Raw genomic sequence first — 11918 nt, 5'->3', positions numbered from 1 at the left:
GCGACCGTAACGGGTGACAGACTCCGTCCCGATGAACACCGACGACACCCGCCGGCCGGCCACCGTCCCCGTCGACATCGCGACCGACGAACTCGACGACGACGTCCTGGCCCGGCGACTGGCCACGGATGCCGGCAAACTGCTGCTCAGAATCCGGGAGGAGGTCGGGTTCGCGGAGCCCGCCACCCTGCGCGACGCCGGCGACGCGCGTTCCCATCAGCTCCTGACCCGGGCGCTGACCCGCCACCGTCCGCAGGACGCCGTGCTGTCCGAGGAGGGTGCCGACGACCCGGCCCGGCTGTCCGCCGAGCGGGTCTGGATCGTCGACCCGCTCGACGGCACCCGCGAGTTCGCCGAGCCCGGTCGGTCGGACTGGGCGGTGCACGTCGCGTTGTGGCGCGCCGGCGAGCTCATCGCCGGGGCGGTCGCCCTGCCTGCGCTGAACGTGACGCTGTCGGCCGGCGGCGATCCCCCGGCCGCGGCCCGGCCCGCGGCGGCGCGCCCGCCGCGGATCGTCGCCAGCCGCACCCGGGCGCCCCGCATCGTCGGGGAGGTCGCCGAGGCCCTGGGTGCCAGCATCGTCCCGATGGGGTCGGCCGGTGCGAAGGCCGCCGCGGTCATCCGCGGCCAGGCGGAGATCTACCTCCATGCCGGCGGGCAGTACGAGTGGGATTCCGCGGCCCCGGTGGCGGTCGCGCGGGCGGCGGGCCTGCACACCAGCCGCCTCGACGGCAGCCCGCTGCGGTACAACCAGCCCGACCTGTTGCTGCCCGACCTGGTCATCTGCGAGGCGGCCCTGGCCCCGGCGGTGCTCGCGGCGATTCAGGCGGCTGATCCGCAGCGGTAGGACCACAGCCGGTGATCGCCCGACGTCGCAGGCGGCGCGGCCGGACGCCGACCGCGGCCGTCGGGTGCCCGTCGTGTGACACGTGTGCCGCGATGGGGGAATTGGGCTACGGGTGAGCCGGTTAACGTCGACGAAACCGCCGGTGGGAGGGGCGGGTCGGCTACTTTGGACTGATACATCGGCGAGACGAGGGGTTTTCGCGTGCCTGTCACGGGTTACGAGCTCACCCACCTGCAGATGCTCGAGGCCGAGGCCATCCACATCTTCCGTGAGGTGGTGGCCGAGTTCGAACGTCCCGCGCTGCTGTTCAGCGGCGGGAAGGACTCGATCGTCATGCTGCGGGTGGCCGAGAAGGCGTTCTGGCCCGCGAAGGTGCCCTTCCCGCTGCTGCACATCGACACCGGCCACAACTTCGACGAGGTCCTGGAGTTCCGGGACCGCCGCGCGGCCGAGCTCGGCGCCCGCCTCGTGGTCGGCTCCGTGCAGACGGCGATCGACGCCGGTGAGCTCACCGAGGACACCCGGCCCGGGGCCTCCCGCAACCAGCTCCAGACGCCGGTGCTGCTCGACTCGATCACCGACAACCGGTTCGACGCGGTGTTCGGCGGCGCCCGCCGCGACGAGGAGAAGGCCCGCGCCAAGGAGCGGGTGTACTCCTTCCGGGACGAGTTCGGCCAGTGGGATCCCAAGAACCAGCGCCCCGAGCTGTGGTCGCTGTACAACGGCCGGCACCGCCCCGGCGAGCACATCCGGGTCTTCCCGCTGTCGAACTGGACCGAGCTGGACATCTGGCGCTACATCGCCCAGGAGCGCCTGGACATCCCCTCGATCTACTATGCGCACAGCCGCGAGACCTTTGAGCGTGACGGCATGCTGCTCGCGGTCACCCCACTGACCCAGCCGCGCGCCGGTGAGGCCGTGGTTCCCCGCCAGGTCCGGTACCGCACGGTCGGTGACATCACCTGCACCGGCGCGGTCGAGTCGACCGCCGCGACCGTCGACGAGGTCATCGCCGAGGTCGCGGCGACGCGGATCACCGAGCGGGGCGCGACCCGAGCCGACGACCGGGTCAGCGAGGCGGCGATGGAGGACCGGAAGCGGGAGGGGTACTTCTGATGGCCGAGCTGCTGCGCGTCGCGACCGCCGGGTCGGTCGACGACGGGAAGTCGACGTTGATCGGCCGGCTCCTCTACGACACGAAGTCGCTGTTCACCGACCAGCTCGCCGCCGTCGAGCGGACCAGCCGGGAACGCGGCGACGGCTACGTCGACCTCGCGCTGCTCACCGACGGCCTGCGGGCCGAGCGGGAGCAGGGCATCACCATCGACGTCGCCTACCGGTACTTCGCCACCCCGCGGCGATCGTTCATCCTCGCGGACACCCCGGGGCACGTGCAGTACACCCGCAACATGGTCACCGGTGCCTCGACCGCCGACCTCGCGTTGCTGCTCGTGGACGCGCGCAAGGGCGTCGTCGAGCAGACCCGCCGGCACGCGTTCCTGGCCTCCCTGCTGCGCGTGCCCCATCTCGTGCTCTGCGTGAACAAGATGGACCTCGTCGACTTCGACCGGGAGGTCTTCGAGAAAATCAAGGAGGAGTTCCGGCACTTCGCCGCGAAGCTGGAGATCGTCGACGTCACGGCGATCCCGGTGTCCGCGCTGACCGGGGACAACGTGGTGTCCCGCTCGCCGAGCACGCCCTGGTACGACGGCAGCTCGCTGCTGCACCACCTGGAGGAGTTGCACATCGCCTCCGACCGCAACCTGATCGACGTGCGGTTCCCGGTGCAGTGGGTGGTCCGGCCGCGCAGCGAGGAGCTGCACGACTACCGTGGCTACGCCGGGCAGGTCGCCGGCGGCGTGCTCAAGCCCGGCGACGACGTCATCGTGCTGCCGTCCGGGCTGACCTCGCGGGTCGCCGGGATCGACACCTACGACGGGCCGGTCGAGGAGGCGTTTCCCCCGATGTCGGTCATCGTCCGGTTGGAGGACGACCTTGACGTCTCCCGCGGGGACCTGATCGCGCGGCCCAACAACCAGCCGACGGTCGGGCAGGACCTCAACCTGATGGTGTCCTGGATGGTCGACGCGCCGCTGCGCCGCCGGGCCCGGGTCGGGATCAAGCACACCACCCGATCGGTGCGGGCGATGGTCACCGACGTCTGCTACCGGGTCGACATCGACACGCTGCACCGTGACGAGAGCGTCGAGACGCTGGCCCTCAACGACATCGGCCGGATCGCGCTGCGGACAACCACGCCGCTGTGCTACGACCCGTACCGCCGCAACCGCAACACGGGCAGCGTGCTGCTCATCGACGAGGCGACCGGAACCACCCTCGGCGCCGGAATGATCCTCTAGCGGTACCCGGCCCGCCGCGGCGACCCGGCGGACCACATGGGGCAGTATCGAGCGGTGGACCTGCCCGTTCTCCCGCCGGTGAAGCCGATGCTGGCGCGTGCCGTCGCCGAGATCCCGCCGGGCCTGGTCTACGAGCCGAAGTGGGACGGCTTCCGGGCCCTGGTGTTCCGCGACGGCGACGACGTGGAGATCACCTCGCGGACGACGAAGTCGATGACGCGCTACTTCCCGGAGCTCGTCGCCGTCCTGCGTGCCGCGCTGCCGGCGCGCTGCGTCCTCGACGGCGAGATCGTCGTCGCCGGGGAGCACGGGCTCGACTTCGAGGCGTTGCAGCAGCGGGTGCATCCCGCCGCGAGCCGGGTCGCCCGCCTGGCGGCGCAGACCCCGGTGTCCTTCGTCGCCTTCGACCTGCTCGCCGTCGGGGACCGGGCGCTGCTCGACGAGCCGTTCGCCCGGCGCCGCGCGGAGCTCGCCGGGCTGCTGCGCCCGGGGGACGCCGCCGGCGCCCGCGTGCACCTCACCCCGGCCACCGACGATCTCGAACGTGCCCGGCGCTGGTTCGACCAGTTCGAGGGTGCCGGCCTCGACGGCATCATCGCCAAGCCGCCGACCGGTGGCTACGAACCCGACCGGCGCGCGATGTTCAAGATCAAGCATGAGCGGACGGCGGACTGCGTCGTCGCCGGCTACCGCCCGCACAAGACCGGCGCCGACGCGGTCGGCTCCCTGCTGCTCGGCCTGTACCCGGACCCGGACCCGGACCTGGACGGCCCCGACGCCGGGGCCGGGCGCGCCGCCGGGGATCCGGCCGGGGGCGCGGCGGTCGGCGGGGCGGGCCTCGCCGCGGTCGGGGTGACGTCGGCGTTTCCGATGGCCCGGCGGCGTGAGCTGGTGAGCGAGCTCGCCGTGCTCGTCATCCCGCTCGAGGAGCATCCCTGGGCTCCCGCCGGGGCGGGCGGCACGCGCACGCCCTGGGACGCGGGGGAGAGCAGATGGGCGGCGGGCCGGGACCTGTCGTTTGTGCCGCTGCGCCCGGTGCTCGTCGCCGAGGTGCGCTACGACCACATGGAGGGCCCGCGGTTCCGCCACACCACCCAGTTCGTGCGGTTCCGGCCGGACCGCGACCCGCATAGCTGCACCTTCGCCCAGCTCGAGCGGCCGGTACGCGTCGACCTGGCCGACGTGCTGGGCTGAGGCGTGCAGCGCCCACGGGAGCGTCTTCCACTTGATCGTCATCCGCTCGGCCGCAGCGCCTCGTCCGGTGGGACCCGCGTCTCGCCGAGCGCGGCCGCCCCGGCCAGGACGGGTAGCCGGTCGTTGTTGGCGACCAGCGCCGGACTCTCCAGCCAGGCGACGTAGGCGCCCCGTTGCGCCGGCGTCATCGCCGCGTTCGGTCGGGGATCGCCGGCGGCGTCGAGGAAATCGGTCGTCGGACCGGTGATGTATCCGTCGGCGCGCGGATCTCCGGTGTAGACCCGCCGCCGCCCGTCGCTGCCGGTCACCGTGATCGGCCGCAGCGGGTCCCCGCCACGGCGCGCCCAGAGCTGGCGGGCGCTCGCCTCGTAGGCCGCGGCCCACCCCGGACCGACCCGCGATGCCTCCCGCAGTCGGGCGAGGATCCACGCCGGCCGGGTGACGGGCACGTCGCGGTAGCGCTGCCGGACGAAGGCCTCGACCAGGTCCACCGTGATCCCGACGCCGAGATGGGTGAACGTGGCGACCGGATCCGTCGGGTCGATGGACGTGGCCACCGTGCCGAGCAGGTCGAGGATCACCGCCTGCCGTCGGCGGTGGGCGGACCCGGCGGCGGCGTGTTCGCGCAGCACCGCGTCGGCGGCGTCGCCGAGGGCGCCGGTGAAGAACGCCTGCGCCCGGGCACCCCGAAGGTAGCCCAGTGCCCGCGGGCTCGACGGGTAGCCGCCGGCCCCGGCGTTCCAGCCCCGGGTGCGTCCCGCCACCCGCTCGTCGATCCCGATCGCGTAGGCCGCGGCGTCCCGCCCGAGCAGCCCGGCGAGCGCACCGCCGCGCAGGCTTTCCCGCAGCAGCGCCCGCCACGCCGCGACCGGGATCTCGCGGCTGGCCGCCGCCGGCGGCGGGGAGACCTGCCCGGGGACGACCGTCGTCACCGCGTCGTACATCTCCTCCAGGTAGGTGTGCAGCGCGGGGACGAAGGCGGCGCGCAGGTGCGGCGGCAGGGCCGGGCCGTCGGCGGCATGCACGGCCCCGGCGAGGCGGGCGACGAAGGCCGCCGAGCCGCGCGGATCCGCCCGCCGCGCCGCCGGGCCGCCGGCCGTGGCGACCAGCCCGGACCACGCTCGCGCGGTCGCGTCGTCGAGGCCGACCGCCACCGGCAGATCCAGGTCCGCGACCGCGGCGCCAGCCAGGACCGCCTGGACGTACCGGGTGGCGAACCGGGCCGCAAGCCCCGGTTCGCCGGCGATCGCCGCCAGCAACGCGACCCGGTAGCCTCGGTCCGCCGCCGCGCTGCCCAGCACACCTACCACCTGGCCGTCCGCCGGCGCCCGCCGAACCGCCGGCCCGCGAGTGGACGCGGCACCGGTCGGCGGTGACCCGGGGGCGACCGGCTCTGGTACCACAGGCCCTGGTACCACAGGCTCTGGTGCGACAGGCTCCGGTACGGCCGGCCCGGATCCCGGGCCGAAGGCCAGCCGGCCCAGCCGGTCGAGCAGCGCGCCGTCGATGCGGCCGGCCGCCAGCAGCGGTGTCAGCAGCACGGTCTCGGCGCGGTCGTGGCGTCCCCGGGTGTTGAACCGGCCCAGCCAGGAGTCGTCGAGCGTCCGGCCCCGGCTGTAGGCGGCGAAGGTCCGGCCGAGGATCGCCTCGGCGTCGCGCCGGTTCACCCCGGACGGTGGTGCCGGCCGGTTGACCATCGGCCCACGGGAGCGTCCCGCCACCCCGGCGAGCAGGTGCGCGAGCCCGGCCGGCCCGAGCGCGTCGTAGAAGCCGGCGATGAAGGCGGGGTCGCCGCCTCGCGTGCGCAGCGCGCTCAACGCCTCCCGCAGGCTGACCGCGGGTGCGTCCTCGCCTCCCGGTGTGTCGCCGCCTCCCGGCGCGTGGCCGCCCGGTGCTCCCAGCCGCCGCCCGGCGCTGGCACCGGTGGCGCGGGCCGGATGCCCTGCCGGCCCGGTGGGACGGCCGGCCGCGCCGTCCGCTCCCGCCGGGCCGCCGCCGGACAGCAGCGAGCAGGCCGCGGCCCGACCAGCGGCGCGGGCCGCCGGTCCTCCGCCCGCGACGGGATCGGCTCCGGAACCGGCAGGGGTGTCCGCCCCGGGACCAGCCCCACTGCCGGGACGGGCCGCGTCGGCGGCGTCGGAATCGGGACGGATGACGGCCCCGCGGATGGCTCCCGTGGCTATGACGGTTTGGGTGGCAGGACCGGGTTGGTTGTCCAGGAGCGACCGGGAGTGCTGCACGGCCGGCGCGATGACGGCCGCCGCCGGCAGGAACGACCGCCCCGCGTCGTCGGCGCCCTCGGCGAGCGCGAGCCGGCGGCGCAGCATCGCGGCGTCGGCGTCGAGCTCGTCGCCGAGCCGGGCCAGCCGCGCCGCCCAGCCACCCGGGACGCCGACCTGCGCCAGGGCGTGGGCGACGATCCGCGCGCCGGTGTGCAGGGCCTCCCCGGCGGACCGTACCGCGGCCGCGAGCGTGCGCAACCGGGCGGGATCGAAGGCAACCCGGTTGCCGCCCGTACCGTGCCCGGCGGGATGGCCCGCGGCGAGGTGGACGGAATCTCCGAAGCTCGGCACGGCGTCAGCCGATCGCCCGCGGCGGGGCGCCGGGCGCCGTCGACGGCCCAGCCGGGCCCGAGCCGGCCTGCTCGCAGACCAGCAGGCAGCGGTCGAGCAGGGCGATCGCCTCGGCGGCGAGATGCCTGATCCGGCCGGCCCACTGCTGCGCCGCCCGACCGTCCCACGCGCCGGCACCGGCGGCCGCGACCCGGTCCAGGGCGGTCGTCACGTCCCGCCGGGTGCGCGCCACCGCACCGGCCGCCGTCGTCCGGGCTCCATCGAAGATCGTCATCCGCACACCACCGCCGTCGGGGTCAGGTTCGGTGCGGCGACGCTAACAACTCGTCGACGGGTCGTGCTGATCGTCCGTAGATCCTGTGGATGACGGCTGTGGGAATCGTCGACCTGTGGATAAAGCGGGTGCCGCCCCGGCTCCGCCACCCCGGCCCCGCCACCCCGGTCCCGCTATCCCGGTCCCGCTATCCCGGTCCCGCTATCCCGGTCCCGCTATCCCGGTCCCGCTATCCCGACCGGGCGCGGACGGGCCCGGCGCGGGACGGCCTCAGCGCTGGTAGCGCAGGAAGAGGTTGCCGTCCTCGGCGAGCACCTGGACGAGCCGCATCATGGCCGGCTCGGGCCATGGCGGGCCCTCCACGATGCCCATGCGGCCGGGGCCGGCGAGCATCGGCGCCACGGTCAGGCACAGCTCGTCGAGCAGACCGGCGCCGGCGAGCTGGGCGTGCAGCAGCGGCCCGCCCTCCGTGAGCACCCGGGTCATCCCCCGTTCGGCCAGGGCCGCGAGGGCCGCCGCCGGGTCGACGGTCGTGTCCCCGCAGAGGACGACCTCGGCGACCGCCGCGAGCGCCTCCCGCTTGGCCGGGGGGGCAGCGTCGCAGGTGAGGACGATGGGACGGACCTCGGCGTCGAACAGCCGGGCGCCGGGATCGAGGCCCGCGGTCGCGGTGACCACGGCGATCGGGGGGACGGCGGCGAGCCCCGCGGCCTGCCGCCGGTCCCGCCGTTCGGGCGGGACGATCACCGGCCCGTAGTTCTCGTGGCGTACGGTGCCGGCGCCGACGAGCACCACGTCGCTGAGCCAGCGCAGCAGCCGGAAGACCCGCCAGTCCGCCTCGCCGCCCAACGGGCCGGACCGTCCGCCCACCTCCGCGGCGCCGTCGACGGAGCTGACGAAGTTCGCCCGGACGTAGCTGGTCTGCCCGGCCGCGGGCGGGTAGGCGTAGGCCTCATCAAGATCGACCTCGGCCGCCTTCGCCGCGACCTCGACGCCGATGGCGGCCGGGTCGACCGCCCCGGCGCCGGCACCGGCGGCATCCGCCGTCGTCGACGCCGCGACCGGCGCGGGCGTGCCTGGGCTGTCGGCAGGGCCGGGAACCGGGAGGATGCGTCGCACCGAGCCGACTGTAGCCGGTCGGCGAGGGCTCATCCGGTTCGTCTCGTCCCGTGACGTGCGGCCGACCAGCCTGTTCGCACTGCCCCGATCGGCGGCTCCCCGGCCCTTGAGCACTGCCCCGATGGGCGGCTCCGAGAGCCGGGTGCCTTGCCTCGTCGGGTCGTTCTGCGACCCTTGTGCCGGCCCGAACGGCCAGGGCACTGTGAGTTCGGTCCCGGCGGCGCACGGCGGGCGGCCCGCCCCGGCCTGCTCCGTAGGCTGGCCTGGTGGTGCAGCGCCTCGTCGACCGCCGGCCGCAGCTGCGGCCCGACGATCTGGTCGCCGCGCTCGTCCCGCCGCCGCGCTTCGACGCTGTCCGCTTTGCCGGCTACCTGCCCGACCCCGCGGAACCGAGCCAGAGCGCCGCGGTCACCGCCCTGTCCGCGTTCGCCGGCCGGGTGAACGCGGCCCCCGGCGGGGGTGGCGGTTCCGCCGGCGGGGGCCGAAGCGGCTGGTCGGGGCTGTTCGGCCGCGGCGCCCGCGGGGCCCGCTCGGGTGGTGCGGCCCGCGGGCCGGGAACGGCCCGGCCGGGGGTGTACCTCGACGGCGGGTTCGGCGTCGGCAAGACGCACCTGCTCGCCTCGCTGTGGCACGCGGTTTCGGGCCCGAAGGTCTATGGCACGTTCGTCGAACTCACCTCGTTGGTGGGAGCGCTCGGCTTCGCGGCGACCGTGCGCGCCCTCGGCGGGATGCGGCTGCTCGCCATCGACGAGTTCGAGCTCGACGATCCGGGCGACACGGTGCTCGTGTCGACCCTGCTGACCCGCCTCGCCGACGCCGGCGTCGCGCTGGCCGCGACGAGCAACACCCAGCCGGAGGATCTCGGCGCCGGCCGGTTCGCCGCGGCCGACTTCCTGCGGGAGATCCAGGGCCTGGCCGCCCGCTTCGACGTGCTGCGCGTCGACGGCACCGACTACCGGCACCGGGGGCTGGCGCCGCCGCCCCCGCCGTGTGCCGACGGCGAGGTCGCGGCGCTCGCCGCCGCCCACGAGGGGGCCAGCGAGGACGAATTCGCGGCGCTGTGCGCGCATCTCGCCGGCCTGCACCCGTCGCGCTACGGGGCGCTCGTCGACGGGGTGCGGCTGGTCGCGTTGCACGGCGTGGCGCCGGTCGCCGACCAGGCCGTGGCGTTGCGGGTCGTGGTGCTCGCCGATCGGCTCTACGACCGGTCGATTCCGGTCGTCGCCTCGGGCTTCCCGCTGGGGGAGCTATTCGGCGCGGAGCTGCTCGCCGGGCCGCATCGCAAGAAGTACCAGCGGGCGGTGTCGCGCCTTGCCGCGCTCGCCCGCGACGGCGCCCGCCTCACCGCCGCCTGAGCCCCACCGGACGCGCCGACCGCACGCCCGCGGCCGGCGTGTCCGGCATGCTCCCCTGGACTGCCGGCGGGTCGATGACGGTCCGCCGGCCCTGGAACCGTCCTCAACATCCGGTGACTGGTCGGATCCACCTCAGCTTCGGCCCGAACCGGCTGCCCGCCGGACGGACGGACATCGGGGACCGGACCGCCGCGATCGTCGGTGGATCCTGCGACGATGGAGGCATGGGAACCTACGTCGTGCTGCTCGTCATGGTGTTGTTGGTGGGGTTGGCGGTGCTCGGCGGGCTGTACTTCCTGCTGTCCCGCGACCGCCTCCGACGATGATTTATAGGCAGGCGATGACCGGTAGGCAGACGATGACCGGTAGGCAGGCGATGACCGGCGGGCGGACGGCGGCGCTGTTCAGCCGGCGGCCGGCTCGGCGGGCGGCAGCAGGCGGGTGATGACCACGGACTCGCCGTCGAGCTCGACCCGGCCGGGCATGTAGGTGAAGCCGGGGGCCGAGGCCGCCGGCGCGTCGAACGGGACGCCGTCGAGCGGCACCGCCTGCCGCTGCGACGCCAGGTTGACGACGATCGCCACGTCCCCGCGCCGCACCACCAGCCAGCGGGCCTCCTCGTCGAAGGTGCACTCCACCGACGCCCAGGCCGGATCCGTCAGCGCCGGCAGCTTGCGGCGCAGCCCGATGAGCCGGCGGTGCCAGTCCAGCAGGCTGCCGTGGCCCGGGCGGGTCGGCTCGGACCAGTCCAGCTTCGACCGTTCGAACGTCGCCGGATCCTGCGGGTCGGGAACGTCGTCGGGCCCCCAGCCGTGCGCGGCGAACTCGGCGCGCCGCCCCTCCCGCACCGCGTCGCCGAGCCCGGGGGCGATGTGGTCGGTGAAGTACTGCCAGGGGGTGTGCGCCCCCCACTCCTCGCCCATGAACAGCATCGGGGTCAGCGCCGAGGTGAGCAGCAGGGCCGCGCCGATCCGCAGCAGCCCGTCGCTGAGCTGCGCCGACGACCGGTCACCGACCGCCCGGTTGCCGATCTGGTCATGGTTCTGCAGGAAGGTGACGAACCGGTAGGCCGGCGTCGTCGGCGGCATCGGCCGGCCGTGGGAACGGCCGCGGAACGCCGAGTAGCCGCCCTCGTGCACGAAGCCCTTCGTCAGGGCGTGGGCGAGCGTCGAGATCGACCCGAAGTCGACGTAGTAGCCCTGCCGTTCGCCGGACAGCGTCGCCCACAGCGCGTGGTGGGCGTCGTCGCACCACTGGCCGTCCAGGCCGTACCCGCCGGCCTCGGGCGCCACCACCAGTTTGGGGTCGTTGAGGTCGGACTCGGCGACGGCGAACAGCGGCCGGCGCATCTGTGCCCCGAGCCGGTGCACCGACTCGGCGATCTCCTCGAGCAGGTGCATCGCCCGACTGTCCTGGAAGGCGTGCACGGCGTCCAGGCGCAGCCCGTCGCAGTGGAAGTCCCGCAGCCAGGACAGCGCGCTGTCCAGGATGAACGCGCGGACCTCGTCGGAGCCTGGCGCGTCGAGGTTGACCGCCGGCCCCCACGGGGTGAGGTACCGGTCGGTGAAGTAGGGCCCGAACTGCCCCAGGTAGTTCCCGTCCGGGCCGAGGTGGTTGTAGACGACGTCCATGATCACGCCGATGCCGCGGGCGTGCGCCGCGTCGACGAACCGCTTCAGCCCCTCCGGCCCGCCGTAGGGCTCGTGCACGGCGAACAGGCCGACTCCGTCGTAGCCCCAGCCGTGATGCCCCGGGAAGGCGTTGACCGGCAGCAGCTCGACGGCGTCGATGCCGAGCTCGGCGAGGTGGTCGAGCCTGCCGATCGCGGCGTCGAACGTGCCCTCCGGGGTGAACGTCCCGACGTGCAGCTCGTAGAGCACGCTGCCGGCCAGCGCGATGCCCCGCCAGCTCGCGTCCGACCAGCGGAACGTCGCATGGTCGACCAGCCGGGACCGGCCGTGCACCCCCGCCGGCTGCCAGGCCGAGCGGGGATCGGGCAGCTCCTGGGTGCCCCCGTCGAGCAGGAACGCGTAGTCCGTGCCGTGCTTCGCGGAGGGGACGTTCACCCACCACCAGCCCCGCCGCCCGGCGGACATCTCATGGGTGGCGTCGCCGGCGGAATCCGCCACGACCAGGCTGACCGTCTTCGCGTCCGGGGCCCACAGCCGGAAGGTGCTCATAGCTCCTGTCTACCTT

9 protein-coding genes are annotated in these 11918 nt (G+C 74.6%); 5 read left to right on the top strand and 4 right to left on the bottom strand.

Annotated elements, in window-relative coordinates:
* Window positions 1-31 precede the first annotated feature (31 nt).
* The 4 genes from AC5R91_RS10135 to AC5R91_RS10120 all read left to right on the top strand — a co-directional run bounded on the left by AC5R91_RS10135 (window position 32) and on the right by AC5R91_RS10120 (window position 4401).
* Entirely contained in the window at window positions 32-847 is an 816-nt protein-coding gene (locus AC5R91_RS10135; protein ID WP_495396890.1) for a 3'(2'),5'-bisphosphate nucleotidase CysQ, read from the top strand.
* A 201-nt stretch (window positions 848-1048) separates the two neighbouring features.
* Window positions 1049-1963 carry a sulfate adenylyltransferase subunit CysD gene (gene cysD / locus AC5R91_RS10130; protein ID WP_495396889.1) on the top strand — a complete coding sequence of 305 codons (915 nt, stop codon included), beginning with the start codon at window positions 1049-1051 and terminating at the stop codon, window positions 1961-1963.
* The gene (locus tag AC5R91_RS10125) at window positions 1963-3207 is read left to right on the top strand and encodes a sulfate adenylyltransferase subunit 1 (protein WP_495396888.1); all 1245 of its coding nucleotides are present in this window, start codon (window positions 1963-1965) and stop codon (window positions 3205-3207) included. The genes cysD and AC5R91_RS10125 overlap by 1 nt, the downstream gene beginning before the upstream one ends.
* A 36-nt stretch (window positions 3208-3243) precedes the next feature.
* On the top strand, window positions 3244-4401 hold the full coding sequence (locus AC5R91_RS10120) for an ATP-dependent DNA ligase (protein WP_495396887.1): 1158 nt from the start codon (window positions 3244-3246) through the stop codon (window positions 4399-4401).
* A 38-nt stretch (window positions 4402-4439) separates the two neighbouring features.
* On the opposite strand, the gene AC5R91_RS10115 is transcribed toward AC5R91_RS10120, so the two are convergent.
* From AC5R91_RS10115 to AC5R91_RS10105, 3 genes are all read right to left on the bottom strand, one after another.
* On the bottom strand, window positions 4440-6974 hold the full coding sequence (locus AC5R91_RS10115) for a hypothetical protein (protein WP_495396886.1): 2535 nt from the start codon (window positions 6972-6974) through the stop codon (window positions 4440-4442).
* Between the two features lie 4 nt (window positions 6975-6978).
* Complete coding sequence (locus tag AC5R91_RS10110) at window positions 6979-7248, bottom strand: hypothetical protein (protein ID WP_495396885.1); 270 nt, start codon at window positions 7246-7248, stop codon at window positions 6979-6981.
* Between the two features lie 270 nt (window positions 7249-7518).
* Window positions 7519-8400 carry a pyrimidine reductase family protein gene (locus AC5R91_RS10105; RefSeq protein WP_495396884.1) on the bottom strand — a complete coding sequence of 294 codons (882 nt, stop codon included), beginning with the start codon at window positions 8398-8400 and terminating at the stop codon, window positions 7519-7521.
* 233 nt (window positions 8401-8633) lie between these two features.
* Between AC5R91_RS10105 and zapE the strand changes: the two genes are divergently transcribed.
* Complete coding sequence (gene zapE / locus AC5R91_RS10100) at window positions 8634-9722, top strand: cell division protein ZapE (RefSeq protein ID WP_495396883.1); 1089 nt, start codon at window positions 8634-8636, stop codon at window positions 9720-9722.
* A 404-nt stretch (window positions 9723-10126) separates the two neighbouring features.
* Here the strand turns inward: zapE and treZ are convergent, their stop codons facing one another.
* On the bottom strand, window positions 10127-11902 hold the full coding sequence (treZ, locus tag AC5R91_RS10095) for a malto-oligosyltrehalose trehalohydrolase (RefSeq protein WP_495396882.1): 1776 nt from the start codon (window positions 11900-11902) through the stop codon (window positions 10127-10129).
* Between the last annotated feature and the right edge of the window lie 16 nt (window positions 11903-11918).

This window comes from Frankia sp. BMG5.60 (genome assembly GCF_059428125.1).
Note: the sequence above shows the minus strand (reverse complement) of the source record. Positions and strands in the feature narration are given on the sequence as shown.